The organism is Bradyrhizobium sp. USDA 376, assembly GCF_054063675.1.
In genome coordinates this window covers 405,859-420,122 of record NZ_JBSSGN010000001.1, presented here as the reverse complement: position 1 = coordinate 420,122, position 14,264 = coordinate 405,859, and the positions used below count along the sequence as shown (strand labels likewise).

At 59.8% G+C, this 14,264-nt stretch carries 13 protein-coding genes, 1 tRNA gene and 7 pseudogenes; 14 read left to right on the top strand and 7 right to left on the bottom strand.

Annotated elements, in window-relative coordinates; all coding sequences use genetic code 11:
- Positions 1–101 precede the first annotated feature (101 nt).
- Positions 102–177: transfer RNA gene (locus ACVJ19_RS01830), tRNA-Ile, on the bottom strand.
- Positions 178–701: 524 nt separating this feature from the next.
- Between ACVJ19_RS01830 and ACVJ19_RS01825 the strand changes: the two genes are divergently transcribed.
- Positions 702–863, top strand: coding sequence for a hypothetical protein (locus ACVJ19_RS01825; RefSeq protein ID WP_162131541.1), 162 nt, complete (start codon positions 702–704; stop codon positions 861–863).
- Between the two features lie 115 nt (positions 864–978).
- On the opposite strand, the pseudogene ACVJ19_RS01820 reads toward ACVJ19_RS01825, so the two are convergent.
- Positions 979–1,738: pseudogene (locus ACVJ19_RS01820) on the bottom strand (IS6 family transposase).
- Between the two features lie 243 nt (positions 1,739–1,981).
- On the opposite strand from ACVJ19_RS01820, the gene ACVJ19_RS01815 reads away from it, so the two are divergent.
- A complete protein-coding gene (locus ACVJ19_RS01815) occupies positions 1,982–3,844 on the top strand; it encodes an NEL-type E3 ubiquitin ligase domain-containing protein (RefSeq protein ID WP_011084490.1) in 1,863 nt (620 codons plus the stop codon).
- A gap of 149 nt (positions 3,845–3,993) precedes the next feature.
- Positions 3,994–4,206: pseudogene (locus ACVJ19_RS01810) on the top strand (IS110 family transposase); the annotation flags it as partial.
- A 2-nt stretch (positions 4,207–4,208) separates the two neighbouring features.
- Here ACVJ19_RS01810 and ACVJ19_RS01805 read toward each other — a convergent pair.
- Positions 4,209–4,476 (bottom strand): annotated as a pseudogene (locus ACVJ19_RS01805) (transposase); the annotation flags it as partial.
- A 26-nt stretch (positions 4,477–4,502) separates the two neighbouring features.
- Between ACVJ19_RS01805 and ACVJ19_RS01800 the strand changes: the two are divergent.
- From ACVJ19_RS01800 to ACVJ19_RS01780, 5 genes and pseudogenes are all read left to right on the top strand, one after another.
- On the top strand, positions 4,503–5,018 hold the full coding sequence (locus ACVJ19_RS01800) for an ABC transporter permease subunit (RefSeq protein WP_028176066.1): 516 nt from the start codon (positions 4,503–4,505) through the stop codon (positions 5,016–5,018).
- Complete coding sequence (locus ACVJ19_RS01795; RefSeq protein WP_011084494.1) at positions 5,015–5,677, top strand: amino acid ABC transporter permease; 663 nt, start codon at positions 5,015–5,017, stop codon at positions 5,675–5,677. Before ACVJ19_RS01800 ends, ACVJ19_RS01795 begins: the two co-directional genes overlap by 4 nt.
- 165 nt (positions 5,678–5,842) lie before the next feature.
- Positions 5,843–6,603 (top strand): IS5-like element ISBj2 family transposase gene (locus tag ACVJ19_RS01790; protein ID WP_110115815.1). Its coding sequence is split into 2 segments (ribosomal slippage): positions 5,843–6,182 and positions 6,182–6,603, totalling 762 coding nucleotides; the frame shifts between segments, so codons are not numbered across the junction.
- Positions 6,604–6,677: 74 nt separating this feature from the next.
- Positions 6,678–7,079, top strand: a pseudogene (locus ACVJ19_RS01785) (TrbI/VirB10 family protein); the annotation flags it as partial.
- Positions 7,076–7,366 (top strand): DUF2274 domain-containing protein, encoded by a 291-nt coding sequence (locus ACVJ19_RS01780; RefSeq protein ID WP_011084496.1) that lies wholly within the window; start codon positions 7,076–7,078, stop codon positions 7,364–7,366. The pseudogene ACVJ19_RS01785 and the gene ACVJ19_RS01780, both read left to right, overlap by 4 nt.
- Here the strand turns inward: ACVJ19_RS01780 and ACVJ19_RS01775 are convergent.
- Together ACVJ19_RS01775 and ACVJ19_RS01770 are read right to left on the bottom strand one after the other, a co-directional pair.
- Positions 7,363–7,677 carry a hypothetical protein gene (locus ACVJ19_RS01775; protein ID WP_011084497.1) on the bottom strand — a complete coding sequence of 105 codons (315 nt, stop codon included), beginning with the start codon at positions 7,675–7,677 and terminating at the stop codon, positions 7,363–7,365. The two genes, ACVJ19_RS01780 and ACVJ19_RS01775, sit on opposite strands and share 4 nt — an antisense overlap.
- Before the next feature lie 7 nt (positions 7,678–7,684).
- Positions 7,685–8,438 (bottom strand): annotated as a pseudogene (locus tag ACVJ19_RS01770) (IS6 family transposase).
- A 174-nt stretch (positions 8,439–8,612) separates the two neighbouring features.
- On the opposite strand from ACVJ19_RS01770, the gene ACVJ19_RS01765 reads away from it, so the two are divergent.
- From ACVJ19_RS01765 to ACVJ19_RS01750, 4 genes are all read left to right on the top strand, one after another.
- Positions 8,613–8,801: a hypothetical protein gene (locus ACVJ19_RS01765; RefSeq protein ID WP_014498007.1), complete on the top strand. Its 189-nt coding sequence runs from the start codon at positions 8,613–8,615 to the stop codon at positions 8,799–8,801.
- Positions 8,802–9,126: 325 nt separating this feature from the next.
- The gene (locus ACVJ19_RS01760) at positions 9,127–10,506 is read left to right on the top strand and encodes an aspartate aminotransferase family protein (protein WP_035668747.1); all 1,380 of its coding nucleotides are present in this window, start codon (positions 9,127–9,129) and stop codon (positions 10,504–10,506) included.
- A gap of 55 nt (positions 10,507–10,561) precedes the next feature.
- On the top strand, positions 10,562–10,792 hold the full coding sequence (locus tag ACVJ19_RS01755; RefSeq protein WP_244651854.1) for a dTDP-4-dehydrorhamnose 3,5-epimerase family protein: 231 nt from the start codon (positions 10,562–10,564) through the stop codon (positions 10,790–10,792).
- Positions 10,702–10,899: a dTDP-4-dehydrorhamnose 3,5-epimerase family protein gene (locus tag ACVJ19_RS01750; RefSeq protein WP_018648901.1), complete on the top strand. Its 198-nt coding sequence runs from the start codon at positions 10,702–10,704 to the stop codon at positions 10,897–10,899. Before ACVJ19_RS01755 ends, ACVJ19_RS01750 begins: the two co-directional genes overlap by 91 nt.
- A 331-nt stretch (positions 10,900–11,230) precedes the next feature.
- Here the strand turns inward: ACVJ19_RS01750 and ACVJ19_RS01745 are convergent, their stop codons facing one another.
- Both ACVJ19_RS01745 and ACVJ19_RS01740 read right to left on the bottom strand, forming a co-directional pair.
- A complete protein-coding gene (locus ACVJ19_RS01745) occupies positions 11,231–11,734 on the bottom strand; it encodes a type II toxin-antitoxin system YhaV family toxin (RefSeq protein ID WP_011084500.1) in 504 nt (167 codons plus the stop codon).
- Positions 11,731–12,072 carry a type II toxin-antitoxin system PrlF family antitoxin gene (locus ACVJ19_RS01740; protein WP_014498004.1) on the bottom strand — a complete coding sequence of 114 codons (342 nt, stop codon included), beginning with the start codon at positions 12,070–12,072 and terminating at the stop codon, positions 11,731–11,733. The genes ACVJ19_RS01745 and ACVJ19_RS01740 overlap by 4 nt, the downstream gene beginning before the upstream one ends.
- A 300-nt stretch (positions 12,073–12,372) precedes the next feature.
- Between ACVJ19_RS01740 and ACVJ19_RS01735 the strand changes: the two are divergent.
- Together ACVJ19_RS01735 and istA are read left to right on the top strand one after the other, a co-directional pair.
- Positions 12,373–12,785, top strand: a pseudogene (locus ACVJ19_RS01735) (transposase); the annotation flags it as partial.
- 98 nt (positions 12,786–12,883) lie between these two features.
- A pseudogene (gene istA, locus ACVJ19_RS01730) lies at positions 12,884–14,260 on the top strand (IS21-like element ISFK1 family transposase); the annotation flags it as partial.
- Positions 14,261–14,264: the final 4 nt, after the last annotated feature.

The window sequence follows — 14,264 nt, the reverse complement described above, 5'->3', positions numbered from 1 at the left end:
AGCGGCCTATGAAATCGAGTCACTCTTAAAGGAGGCGATCGAGTCACTCTTATAGAGGAATCGAGTCGCTCTTTCGGTGTCCGCGCACAATTTGAACTCACTGGTGGGCCCGGCAGGACTCGAACCTGCAACCAGACCGTTATGAGCGGCCGGCTCTAACCATTGAGCTACAGGCCCCGCTGCGGGCGACCGCTCAAAGACGGCCGGCAACGGTGCGCGGCCCGTTTACAGGATAGCCGGCATTCCGGCAATGCCAATTGAAAGAGGCGATTGGGTCCCGCTTTGGCGCTCGCGTCGCTTTATCGGAGCAAAGCTGGAGGGGCCCTTAAGACGTACGGGCTGTCAAGCATGGAAGCGCTGAGCTGACCGAGACAGCCCAGCCTTGCGAAACGGAGTTGACACGGCTCAAAGAGATGCAGGCCAAAACTCGCGAGAGCGATCTTCAAATCTAAGGTCGTAAGGTTGTAAGAAAACGGCGCATTGAAAACTACCATACGCGCGTGAATGTAACCGACCATCTCTCGGACCACGGCTCCGTTCTTCTGTTCGACAAACGCCTGGTCGTTCTTGCGGTAAGGCCGGCATTCTAGGCCGGTCATTCCGACAAGATCGATCTCCTCCACGAGGCGTTCGGCCACGGAAGGTCCGATTGTCAGACGTAGACCATCGTCGGTTCGGGCAACGCGGAGTCTGAGGCCTTCGTGCCTATCCATGACATGGGCAAGGCCATGCTCGAGCACTCGGATATTCAGGATTCCGCCGGGCAAGAAGAACAGATCGCCGATGCACGTGGAGGCGAGCAGGCCAAGGGCTACATGGTGGCCTGGGTCATCGATCGCGCCGATGCAGGCGCCACCAGATGACATTGGTGATTCAAACTCATCGGTTCGACGCTGATCGTAAGCGCAGCTCTGCGGCGCTTTAATTGGCGCTTGACGTCTGTTTGATCACGGTGTGTCCTGGCACGGCATCGTCAACTTAATCGACCGCCGAGCCGAAGGAGGCGATTCTCAGAGGTCGAGAGTCGGCGATAGCGCTTGTCATGGAGATCTCGCGCCAAGTCGCAAAGGCTCGCTCGCGCGAAGCACGACGGAAGTCGGCGGTGGCGGCTCCGGGATAGGGGATGTGGAAAAGGTTCGCGACCTGATCGTGAACGGACAGAAACCGTTGAGCCTGACGGGACGATTTGAAGCGCGTCATGATCCGCTCGCGTCGCCGCGTCGGCTGATGAGAATTCTCGGCCCGATTGTTGAGAGCTTTGTGCTGGCGATGTTCGACGTGTAAGCCCATCTTCGCCCTCGCAGCGCCGTACGAACGCAGCTTATCCGTGATCATAACGCGCGGCGGCGTGCCGGCGGATTTCAAGAGCTTCTTCATGAGCCGCTGCGCAGCGCGCGTCTCTTCGACGCTGGATCAAGACGTCGAGAACGAAACCATTCTGGTCGACAGCGCGCCAGAGCCAATGTTGTTCGCCCGCGATCGAGATAACGACCTCGTCCAGATGCCATTTGTCACCGCGGGCGGGAGCGCGCTGGCGGATCCGATCGGAGAACGGCTTGCCGAATTTCCGTCCCCACTGGGGCACGGTTTCATAGGTCACGCCAATGCCACGCGCCGCCAGCATTTCCTCGACCATGCGCAAGCTTAAGGGAAACCGGAAATACAACCAAACGGCATAGCTGATCACTTCCGGTGGGAAGCGATGGCGGCGATAAAGAGGGTCCTTGGCAGTCCGCATGCCGCTCGTCTACCCCCTCCGCCGCTCCAATTCGTTAACTTGACGGTACCCTCTGACCTCATCTGGCTCAAGCCGAAAGGCTGCACCGAATCGAAGCCGAACTCCTTCACAAATTGCGCAGATCGCTTCCTCAACATGGTTCAACGCTCGTCAGCTCGACGTAAGCTAAATGTCTTAGAGGCTGCAACGTTCGATGTGGGCCGAGAGGTCGCATAATTTGCTCAGTCCGACAAGGAGCAGGAAATGGATCCCTTTGATGCAGGGCAGGCTCAGCGCGGTAATGGCAGCACCGAATCTTCCGGCCGCGAGGACCGGGAAGGTGAGGAGGCGCAGTGGGTTGGAGTCTTGACCCACGCGGTGCTCGCCGCTGACGATCCGGCAAATCTCGGGGATTCTGCTCCTGCGGAGGGGGGGCACGACCAGATGCTGGAGGAGTGGGCTGCCGAAGAGGGGCAGAACCCGCTCGAGGATCGACAAGAGGCTGTAAGGCGAGTGAATGCTTGGAATCAGGGCGAGCTGAATCTTGCAATGCTGCGCCTCACCAGCCTGCCTCCACTTCCAGCCGGGCTCCACTCGCTCGACGCGTCCTTCAACCGGCTGACCAGTCTGCCCGAGACTCTCCCTGACGCGCTCAATTCGCTCAATGTTAATGGGAATCAGTTGGTCAGCTTGCCCGCGCTTCCGGCCGGGCTCGCCTTGCTGGACGTGTGGAGCAATCGGCTCACCAGCCTGCCTGAGACCCTCCCGGCCGCGCTCGAGGGCCTCAACGTCGGCAACAACCAATTGACGAGCCTGCCCGAGGCCCTCCCGGCCAGGCTCGAAAGCCTTGACGTTAGTGTAAACCAATTGACGAGCCTGCCCGAGACTCTCCCGGCCAGTCTCGGAAGCCTTGACGTTGGTGTAAACCAATTGACGAGCCTGCCCGAGACTCTCCCGACCAGTCTCGGAAGACTTTACCTTAACGATAACCAGCTAACCAGCCTACCCACGGGCTTGCTAACGCAGTTGGGGGCTGCTGCGGAGGTGGTTGTGTCTGGCAATCCGCTGCCCCAGGAGATGCTGATGAACCTGGACACAATCCAAAGTACCGATGGGTATGCCGGCCCGAGGGTCGTCTTTGATTTGTCTGAGACGCACGAAGATCAGTGGGAGGACGCCGCCGTTGCGCCGTTTCCTCTCGAGACAGTAGCTGCGGAGTCTCTTCCCGAGGCAGTAGCGGACTGGCTCAACGGGGATCCGAAGGAGGGCGATCCCGAGGTGGTGGCCAAGTGGCAGAGCTTTGCAGAAGAACCCGGTGCCCAGCAATACGCAGACTTCCTCAACGGGCTGCGGAATACCGTGAACTCTGGGAACGAAGGATTCCAGCAGGGGGTGGCCAATGATCTGCGGCAGGCAGCGGCCAACCCGCAATTGCGCGCGCAGTACTTCCAGCTTGCTCTTGACGCCAACGAGAGCTGCGCGGATCGCAGAACTTTGACCTGGAACGGCATGCAAACCGCGCGCCTGATCGCCAACGTCGAGAACGGGCTCTATGACAATAACGAGGGGGTAGCGGCCCTCGTTGATCTAGGCCGTGTCATGTTCCGCTTGGAGGCACTGGGGGGGATCGCGCGCGAGAAGGTCCAATCGCTCCGCACAGGCGGCACCATCAACAACGTCGACGAAATCGAGGTCTACCTTGCCTATCAGGCCACGCTGCGCGAGCGGCTGGGGCTGCAGCACATCGCCCCGGACATGAACTACTTCTACGACTCTCACCTCACCGAGGAAGACATTGACAGGGCTGAGACGTCTGTGCGGAGCAAGGAGGCGACGGGGTTCGCCGACTATTTGGCGACGGACTGGAAACCTTGGGACGATGTGGTGCTCCGCATTGAACCGGAACACCATGCCACGATGGAGGAAAAGCTCGCCGATGCCTTGGAGGAGGAGTTCCCGGGCCGACTGAAGCAAAAGCTCGTTGAAGCGGGACTGATCGGCGCTGAGGCCGATGTCGTTGCGGATGCCGAGCGGGAGTTCGGACCCCAGGTCAGCAAGGACATCGCTCGCGAGATCAAGGGTGCTCTGAGGGACACGGTGCTCAACAAACGCGGCCTCAGTCTGTGAAGCGGCGTCTGCTGCTTGACCACGCGGTCCTTCATCCAGATCGAAGGATCAAGCAACTGCCTGAGCGAGGTATTGGTTCAACCGCAGCGGCGGAAACTGAACTGCGACGGCTGATCAGCCATTATGCTGTGAAGCGGCAGTAGTGCTTTGGCAAGACCAAGGCCGTGACCGCCACGGCCCGGAAGATCGCAGTTCTGTTCTACAATGCTGTGCGATACGGAATGGTCTATGTCGATCCCGGGGCCTCGTCCTACGAGACGCGCTACCGGACGCGAGTGGTCAACAATTTGCAGCGGCGTGCCAAGGCATTCGGCTTTGTTCACCTGCCCTTGGAGCCGAAAGTAGATGCTGCCGTTTCTTAGGAATCGTTCTCAAGCGTCAGCTCCCCGATCTTGGCGTGCAGCGTTTTCACGTCCCCCGCGGGCTCGCTCGTTCTGTTGCCACCGCGAGGACCAAAGACCTCGGCCGCCGCTTCCTGAAGCTGGGACTTCCACTGCGTGATCCGGTTCGGATGCATGTCGAAATGCTCAGCCAGCTCGGCCAGCGTCATCTCGCCCTTGATCCTTGATCGCCGCTAACGCCACCTTGGCCTTGAATGCGAGTGCGTGCTGCCGGCGGGCTCGTCTGCTCATCGTCTCTCCTGATTCGCGGGACAATCTTGCCCGCCGTCAGGCAGAAACTCCACTCATCGCCCTGTCCAGATTTCCGGAGCCAGCTCTTTCTGTTCTACGCGCTACCCGACATAGGCATCCGTCTGACGCCGTTCGAGACTTCCTGGCTAGCGCTCGCATTGTGGGGCGGTGCTTATCAAACGGAGGTCTTCAGGGCCGCATTCGAAGCTGTGCCGAAAGGCGAAGTGACGGCAGCTCGCGCTCTCGGCTTGCCGGCGTTCCAGACCTTTCTTGACATCACACTCCCGATCGCGTTGCGCATCGCGATCACCGGAACAACAACCACGGCGATCACGCAGTTCAGGTCGTCCTCCTTCATGATCGTCGTCGGCTATCAGGAATTGACCTATGTCGCCAACCGGATCGTGTCAGATACGTTTAAAGTGTTTGAGACCTTCGGAATCGCTTGTCTCATGTACCTGCTGGTGTGCAGCATCCTAAGCGCTTTGTCTCGTACGTTCGAGCGCAGGCTCGCGGTTCCGGGGCTGGGAGTAGTTAAATGACCAACTGGGTTTGGCCTGTCACCCTTTACCTTGGTAAGAGCCTTTTGGTTACTTTGTGGATCTCGCTGCTCACCGTCATTTTGGCGACAATCCTTGGTCTCCTGATCGCGGCGCTGTCGCAAAGCACGCTCACGTTCGCGCGCTTTGTCGGACGGCTTTACGTTGAGTTGTTCCGCGGCGTGCCGTCGCTTATGATACTCCTCTTCGTGTTCTTTGCCCTTCCGCAAATTGGTCTCCGCACGGGCCCACTCACGGCCGCAATAATCGGATTGGGGCTCTGGGGCGGGGCGAACATCGGTGAGGTCTTTCGAGGCGCCTTGGATTCAATTCCACATCGCCAAGAGCAGGGCGCCCGAGCGCTTGGCTTGAGCGCAACGGAAGCGCTTGTGTTCGTCATTTTGCCACAAGCATTTCGGCGTGCGTTGCCGCCCTACGTCGGGCAGCTCACCGTTCTCGTCCAGGCGAGTGCACTGACGTCCGTTGTTGGGGTGTCGGATCTCTTGGGATCGGCGCGTCAAATGATAGAAAGACTAGCGTATGTCGGAACCGGAGACTCACACGCCATCGAGATCTATCTGGGCGTGCTGAGCATATTCTTTGTGATCTGCTACGCGTTGAGCGGGCTGGCCAGTATGATCGAACGCTGTCTTCGAGTCTGAAAACAATTCCTAGTCGATCGAAACCTTCTAGGGAAAGGCAATTGCGCCGTTTGAGCGAACCCGCTCGACTCCATCGAGCGCTTTGCGCGGAGACATGTTCTAGGGTCTGTACCTAAATAGCGCCACGTGATTCTCTTGCCTACGTGTTGATTCGGGGGCGAGAGAATGCGCGCTGGTTTGTTTTGGCTGAACGACAGGCAATGGGCGCGTATCGAACCGCATCTGCCGAGGGGACTGACGGGGCCGGATCGGGACGACGACCGACGCATCGTCAGCGGCATCATTCACATGCTGCAATCGGGTGCACGATGGCGTGATTGTCCACGTGAATACGGCCCTTACACGACGATCTACAATCGCTTCAATCGCTGGGCCAAGCGAGGACGATGGTGCGCAATCTTCGAAGCGCTGGCCAAGCCTGGCGAAGACGGCGTCGTACTGTCGCTCGACTCGACCTCGATTAAAGCTCACCGGTGTGCCTCCGGCGGAAAAGGGGGGAGCACAATCAAGCAATCGGCCGCTCGCGCGGAGGCCGCACGACAAAAATCCATGCGCTGAGCGATCCGCTCTGCCGGCCGGTCGTCCTGCATCTGACTCCAGGCCAGGATGCCGATATCGCTGCGGCTCCCGATGTCCTGGCGCTCGCGCCACCCATGAGCGTGCTCCTCGCCGACAAAGGGTATGATGGCGACAAGCTTCGCGGCGCAATCATTCGTCGCGGCGCCAAGCCCGTAATCCCCAATAAATCTAACCGTGTCGTCATCCATCGCTTCAACAAACGCGCCTACAAAGGACGAAATGTCATCGAACGCTGCTTTTGCAGGCTCAAGGACTTCCGGCGCATCGCCACGCGATATGACAAGCTCGCCCGTAATTTTTTGGCCGCTGTTCATCTCGCCGCTCTCGTCGCATATTGGCTCAATTGAGTCTGGACCCTAGTTCAAGCAAAGCCCAAACTGCACCGAGAGCGCGCCCACGCCAGTCAGATCATCGCCTAAAAAGCGGCCGTGCGGACGGCCAGAGTCGAATCCTCTTGGTCTGGACTCGCATCATCATACCGGACGGCAACTCGATCGTGCTGGAGCGCCAGCCGGGCGCCGACAGTGGTGGTTATGCCGGACTCGAGGACGATGTCGACAACCACTGGGGCATGCTATTCAAGGCCGCCGTTCTCTCGACCATGCTCAGCGTCGGAGCAGAGGCGGCACGAGCCAAATGAGAACAACCTCGTTCAAGCGATCCGTAGCGGTGCGTCCATCAGCATCAGCCAGACCGGCCAATTGGTCGTGCAGCGTCAGCTCAACATCCAGCCGACGCTGACCATCCGGCCAGGTTTCCGGTCCGCGTGATCGGTACGCGCGATTTGGTGCTGGCGCCCTACAGCAATGGAGGAGCGCCATGACGAAGCTCAAGCTTGGGCCGCTTGAAGACGACAAGCCAGTCAAGCTCACGACCGAGCTGCCGGCGGCGGTCTTTAGGGATCTCAGAAGCTACGCCGAGATCCTGACGCATAGCGTAGGTCTGATGACGCGGACCGAGCCTGCTAAACTGATTGCGCCGATGATCGAGCGTCGCATGGCGACCGACCGCGCCTTCGCGAAAGCACGGCGAAATACACTCAGCTCGCACCTCGGTCATAGCGTTCACGACGCAGGTCAAGAAACGGACGCAACGATGGATTGCCGTTAGCTTGCCGCCAGTAAGCGCGAAAGCTGAGCACAGGGTTTGCCGGTTCGGGAAGGCAAGGCGTCCAGCCATAAGATGTATTGGCCGAACAATTCGGTCGTCAAATCGGCCGGCGCCTGAACCCTGCCGCTATCGGCGAGAAAGCGGGCAAAGAACTTCAGTGCTTTCCAGCATTGGTGACGCGTGCTAGGTGACGACGATGCATGATGCCCCCGGAACGCCTCGGCATAGGGAGCAACAAATTCGGCTGGAAGATTGGGTTGCCCGAGGTCGAACCGCTGCGCCGGTTCGCCCCACGCATCCCGGAACGGCATCGTCAACTTAATCGACCGCCGAGCCGAAGGCGGCGATTCTCAGAGGTCGAGATTCGGCGATAGCGCTTGTCATGGAGATCTCGCGCCAAGTCGCAAAGGCTCGCTCGCGCGAAGCACGACGGAAGTCGGCGGTGGCGGCTCCGGCATAGGGGATGTGGAAAAGGTTCGCGACCTGATCGTGAACTGACAGAAAGCGTTGAGCCTGATGGGACGATTTGAAACGCTTCATGATCCGCTCGCGTCGGCTGATGAGAATTTTCGGCCCGATTGTTGAGAGCTTTGTGCTGGCGATGTTCGACGTGAAAGCCCATCTTCGCCCTCGCAGCGCCGTACGAACGCAGCTTATCCGTGATCATCACGCGCGGCGGCGTGCCGGCGGATTTCAAGAGCTTCTTCATGAGAAGCTGCGCAGCGCGCGAGTCTCTTCGGCGCTGGATCAAGACGTCGAGAACGAAGCCATCCTGGTCGACAGCGCGCCAGAGCCAATGTTGTTCGCCCGCGATCGAGATAACGACCTCGTCCAGATGCCATTTGTCACCGCGGGCGGGAGCGCGCTGGCGGATCCGATCGGAGAACGGCTTGCCGAATTTCCGTCCCCACTGGCGCACGGTTTCATAGGTCACGCCAATGCCACGCGCCGCCAGCATTTCCTCGACCATGCGCAAGCTTAAGGGAAACCGGAAATACAACCAAACGGCATAGCTGATCACTTCCGGTGGGAAGCGATGGCGGCGATAAAGAGGGGCCCGGGCGGTCGGCATGCCGGTCGTCTACCCCATCGGCCACCCCTATTCGTTAACTTGACGGTGCCGGTTGGGAGTGAGCCTACAAGCTTTGGCAGGCGACCAACTCAACGAGTTAAGGTATTCTGGGGCAAACTCGGTCGCAGATCACCGCGCAAAGCCGGGACACCGACCAGATCAAGGAGATCACTGATGGCCCACAAGAAACTGGTCAATCAGAGCGGGTTGTTGCTTACAGTGTTACTCATCACGCGTGTTGGCTCGGAGCCCAACCAGTCCGTGACGACGCGCGGCAGCAGCTGGGATAACGTGCTAAACACACATGACACGCTGGCCTTTAGCGGAGCGGACGGCCTGAACGTGGTGGGCTCGAATACGTAACCGCGGTCCACGGCGCTACGACCACCGACTCTCTACGGCCTGAACGCCGCCGGCAGTTTGATGGAAGCTCCCGTCGGCGACTAACGCGTCCCGGAAATCCGACGCTTTGTCGTGCTGAACATCGTCACCTTTCTGTGATCACTTCCAGACAGTGCGTCGCGCCGCCAGTTAAGCCTGTGGTCAGGCATAGGCAAAAGCGAATCCCTTTAAAGCGATCGTCAACGACGACTATCGCAAGGCCCAGAGAAGCCGGAAACGGACCGGCGCTTCCCCACATGATGCTCCGGTCCCTATCCAATTCTGAACCGATGATGTGACGCCGACCATGCTGCCCAGTTCTCAACAGGCCCGAGATGTGGCCTATCAGCTTCACGCCTATACCAACGCGCGGTCGCACCAACGGGCCGGGCCGCTCATAATTGAACGCGGCGAGGGCCCCTACGTCTTCGACACGGCAGGAAAACGCTACCTCGATGCGATGGCCGGTCTCTGGAGTGCGGGTCTTGGCTTCAGCGAAAAGCGGCTTATCGAAGCCGCGCATCGCCAGATGCAAATCCTGCCATTCTATCATACCTTCGCATCACGATCGAATGGGCCTTCCATCGCGCTTGCCGAGAAGCTGGTGAAGATGTCTCCGGTGCCAATGAGTAAGGTGTTCTTCACAAATTCCGGCTCGGAAGCGAACGATACGGTGTTGAAGCTGATCGCCTATCGATCGAATGCAGCGGGCCAGCCTCAGCGCAAGAAGGTCATCAGCCGGTTGCGCGGCTATCACGGCGTCACGATCGGTGCGGCAAGCCTGACCGGATTTCCAGACAACCACCGCTCTTTCGATCTGCCGCTCCCCAACATTATGCACACGGGCTCCCCCCATTTCTACAAGGACAGCCGTGCGGGCGAATCGGAGGAGACCTTTGCTACGCGTCGGGCCGAGGAGCTCGAGTCGCTGATTCAGCGCGAAGGTGCCGATACCATTGCAGCATTCTTCGGTGAGCCTGTCATGGGCGCGGGCGGCGTCATCGTTCCGCCGCCGACTTACTGGGACAAAATTCAAAGTGTGCTAAAAAAGCATAGCATCCTTTTGGTCGCTGATGAGGTGATTTGCGGCTTTGGCCGGACAGGAAAAATGTTCGGTTGCGAAACCTACAACATCGCGCCCGATGTAATCGTGGTGTCGAAGCAGCTCACGTCCAGTTATTTTCCGTTATCTGCGATCATAATGAATGACTACATGTTCGAACCAATCGCGGACGAGAGCAATAAGGTTGGACTGCTGGCTCATGGCTTCACGGGCGGTGGTCACCCGGTCGGAGCCGCCGTAGCGCTCGAAAACCTCAAACTCATCGAGGAGCGGGGTCTGATTGCGAACGTTGGCCGCATCGGGGCCTACATGCAGGAACGGCTGCGCACGCTCGTTGACCATCCACTCGTTGGGGAGGTCCGTGGCGTTGGCCTTATTGCGGCAATCGAGCTGGTGCTGGACAAGAAACGGAAAGTCGCCGCTACTACTCCGGGCGATGTTGGCAGCATTGCGAGCCGGTTGCTGCACGAGCGAGGGATCATCGTGCGGAATGTAGACGATGCATTGTCGATATGCCCACCTCTGATCGTCAACAAGGATCAAATCGACGAGCTCATCGACGGGATCACGGGCATGCTCCACGATCTTAAGGCGACTGTAGTTAATTGTCGCGAGCCTCACTAGCGTTCACTCAACTCCGCTTAGTGCGCCGCGAGTCCGATTGTCTGGACATCCATCAATGAGGGGCAAGGTGCTCGACCTCGCGGTCGACGTCCGCGTCCGGAGCCCGAATTTCGGACGCTACGTTGCCGTCGAATTAAGCGAGCATAACCGGCGGCAACTATGGGTTCCGCGCGGATTCGCGCACGGTTTCGTTGTGTGCTCTCAGAGACCGCGGACTTTTTCTACAAATGCGATGATTTCTATAATCCGGAGAACGAGGTTTCGATCCGCTGGGACGACCCGGTGATCGGTATAAACTGGGGTATCAAAAAGCCGTCGCTCTCGGCCAAGGACGCGGCCGCGCCGCTGCTTGCCGACATCCAAAACTTCCATTGTACGGGCGGATACTGGTGACGGGAACCCGCGGGCAGGTCGGAGGTGCATTGATGCCCGCAGGTAAAGGGGATCGAGGCTGAAGTATTGGAAGGTTGAGGAACACGAACCGGTTCACCCGCATCGGAGGGCTGAAATGTCGCCTCCGTCTACACGGCTTAACAGGTGGAATGCTGATGATGATGTCGCCGGACAGTCGGCGCATTCGCCGCTGCCTTTGGGCGTAGCCGACAGCTGGATGGTGGGCATTTCACGGACTCTTCCTGGCCGAATCGTGTCTCTCGCTGCAGACCGGTGCCGGCGGCGCGGGCCGGATCAGCGGGCGGTCGCGGCCGAACGAGGCCAGCTGGGGTCATCTCCCGCGCGTCGAGCGCGATAGACGCGTCTTGGATTCGCCAGTCGAGGCCGCGGCTACGAGTTCGTTCCACGAGTCCGGCGGGTTCCCGCGGTCCAGCATCTTCCTGAACACGGCGTAGGCGTCGTTCGCGCTCTCGTAGGCGCGCAGCGTCGAGTCGTCGTTCACCCAGGCGAGAACGATGATCTTGGCGTCCGCCGATTGCTGATAGCGGAAGAACAGGCGGAACTGCTGCAGCAATTTCGCGCGGAACCAGTGCTTGTACTCGTCGCCGAGAGTGCCGCCCTGCCGATAGACGTCACGCGTTGGGTCACTCGGAATGTCGTCGAACGCCACCTTCAAGACAGCCGACAGGAGCTTCGCGGCGCGCTTCTTCTTGTATCCCTTCGGATCCTTCTTGCGCGCCTTCTCGACCGCCGCGATCATAGTCTCGAACTGGTCGAGAAATAGCGGATGGGCGTAGACCGTCCAACCGTTAACCCCGAAGGTGTCGTCGCTCACGTATCGTCTTCCGGCAGCGCCGCGTCGAGATCGACCTTAACACCCTTGACCAAGCCCTTGCCGCGCGCGACCAGCGACTTCGGCACCGGCCGGATCCGGGCTGGCTCGCTCCCCATGTCGCGGGCCAGGAACGCGAGGAACGTGCCGATCACCGGATCGCCGTGGTCGGCGCTCAACTGCTTCTTCGCGATCACAACGGTGCCGTCAGCGAGCCCCCGAAACACGACCTGGTCGCGCTTTCCCAGGGCCAGCATTTTGCGGATGGCGGCGGGCACGGTCGTCTGGCCGCGGTCTGTGATGGTCGCGGGGATCTCGAGGATTTCGGCGGTCTTGGCCATAGCGGCTCCTTGCGTCGTCACGACATCCCAATGTAATGCATCTGCATTGTAAGTCAAGTCTGCCTGGGTGCCTCGAGATGGCCGCAAACTGGCGATTCCGCCGTCTGGTGGAGTTGGCGCTGAAGCTCAACGAGAATGATGCACAATTGCCCGCCTCCAATGCCGCTGCTACAGCTGTGGCTCGGGGGTCTGCGCGAATGAATGGAAACTATAGAGCTGGCCCCGCAAATTCGGACAGTAGCTTGAGTGGATTTTCTGCCTGACAGCGGCGAGGATTCTTGCTGCGAATCAGGAGCGAAGATGACGAAGAAGAGCCGCCGGACGCATTCTCCGGCATTCAAGGCGAAGGTTGCTTTGGCTGCGGTCAAAGGAGACAAGACACTGGCGGAGCTGGCGCAACTGTTTGATGTTCATCCGAACCAGATCACGATCTGGAAAAACCAGCTCCTGGAAGGCGCCGCCGGCGTGTTTGGGCATGACAAGACATCGGCCGAGACGCCGGTCGATTTGAAGGCGTTACATGCCAAGATCGGCGAGCTGGCGTTGGAAAACGATTTTTTGTCCGGCGCGCTCACCAAGGCGGGCCTGCTGAGCGCAAAGCGATGATCGACCGCGGTCATGATCTTTCTATCGTGCGCCAGGCGAAGGTCCTGAAGCTGGCTCGCAGCACGGTCTACTATGAACCTCGGCCAGTTTCGGCCGAGGACTGCGCGTTTCGCGGGATCGTGAGCAAGGCTTTCGGAGCCTTGCAGCGCTTCGGCCGACAACTCAACCGGCTTAGGGATGACCTCGTGGTTAACGAGGGAGTCCAATGCCTACCCAGAGATTGTCGATGCGCCGGATCAAGGAAGTCCTTCGGTTAAAACATTTTCAAGGCCTGCCAGAGCGGGCCATCGCGCGGAGCGTGGGCGTCAGCAACGGCGTTGTGCACAGCTACCTGAGCCGCGCCCGCTCTGCTGGGTTGAGCTGGCCGCTTCCGGAGGGAATGACCGATGAAGACCTGGAGCTTTTGCTTTTCCCGGCCCCACGACCAGCGTCTCAGAGCCCGCAGCGGCCGGTGCCCGACTGGAGCTACATCGATAAAGAGCTCCGCCGGCGCAACGTAACCCGTCGCCTGCTCTGGGAGGAGTATCGCGCCGTTAATCCCGACGGTTTCGGGTACACGTGGTTCTGCACTACCTACGAGGCCTGGAAGGGGCGGGTCCGACCTTCGATGCGGCAGATTCATCTGGGCGGCGAGAAGGTGTTCGTGGATTTCGCCGGCGACACCATCGACATCGTCGATCCCCTGACCGGGGAAGTGCAGCCGATGAAGCTGTTCGTCGCGGCGATGGGCGCTTCGAACTACACCTACGCCGAGGCCTGCCCCAGCGAGAGCTTGGCCGACTGGATCCGGGCCCACGTCAACTTGTTCACGTTTTTGAGCGGAACGCCGACGTTCGTGGTCTGCGACAACCTCAAAGCCGCCGTCAGCAACCCCGACCGCTACGATCCCGGCCTCAATCGCACTTATGCCGAGATGGCGAGCCATTACGGCACCGCCATTCTCGCCGCACGGCCGCGGCGCCCAAAAGACAAGGCGAAGGTCGAGGTCGCGGTGCAAATCGCCCAGCGCTGGATTCTGGCCCGGCTGCGCAATCAGCGCTTCTTTTCCCGGGCCGAGCTCAACGCCGCCATCAAGACACTCGTCGACGAACTCAATGCTCGTCAAATGCGTGGCTTCGGCTCAAGCCGCGCCGAACTGTTTGCCGAACTCGACAAACCCAAGCTAACCCCGCTGCCAGATCAGCCTTATGCCTTCGCACGCTGGAAGCGCTGCCGCCTCGCTCCCGATTATCATGTCGAGGTCGACGGCCATTGGTACTCCGCGCCGTATCGTCTGATTGGCGAGCTGGTCGATGCCCGTATCGACGATCGGACGGTCGAGATCTTCCACAAGGGCCAGCGGATCGCCAGCCATGCCCGCGCGCCCAACCGACGCGGACACACCACCATCGCCGACCACATGCCCAGCGCCCATCGCCGCTACGGCGAATAGACCCCCGCCGCGGTGATCGCCGCCGGCGAGCGGATCGGTCCTTCGACAGCAGCGTTTTTCCAGGCCGTGATCGACGCCCGGCCCCATCCAGAACAAGGCTTTCGAACCTGCCTTGGCATTCTGGCGCTCGTCAAAAGCTACGGCGCCGACTGAC

Bases quoted from the DNA above. Each gene is read 5' to 3' on its own strand.
- ACVJ19_RS01775 (WP_011084497.1), bottom strand. From the start codon at position 7,677: ATGCCGTTCCGGGATGCGTGGGGCGAACCGGCGCAGCGGTTCGACCTC.
- ACVJ19_RS01795 (WP_011084494.1), top strand. From the start codon at position 5,015: ATGACCAACTGGGTTTGGCCTGTCACCCTTTACCTTGGTAAGAGCCTT.
- ACVJ19_RS01740 (WP_014498004.1), bottom strand. From the start codon at position 12,072: ATGGCCAAGACCGCCGAAATCCTCGAGATCCCCGCGACCATCACAGAC.
- ACVJ19_RS01815 (WP_011084490.1), top strand. From the start codon at position 1,982: ATGGATCCCTTTGATGCAGGGCAGGCTCAGCGCGGTAATGGCAGCACC.
- ACVJ19_RS01755 (WP_244651854.1), top strand. From the start codon at position 10,562: ATGAGGGGCAAGGTGCTCGACCTCGCGGTCGACGTCCGCGTCCGGAGC.
- ACVJ19_RS01780 (WP_011084496.1), top strand. From the start codon at position 7,076: ATGACGAAGCTCAAGCTTGGGCCGCTTGAAGACGACAAGCCAGTCAAG.
- ACVJ19_RS01760 (WP_035668747.1), top strand. From the start codon at position 9,127: ATGCTGCCCAGTTCTCAACAGGCCCGAGATGTGGCCTATCAGCTTCAC.
- ACVJ19_RS01765 (WP_014498007.1), top strand. From the start codon at position 8,613: ATGGCCCACAAGAAACTGGTCAATCAGAGCGGGTTGTTGCTTACAGTG.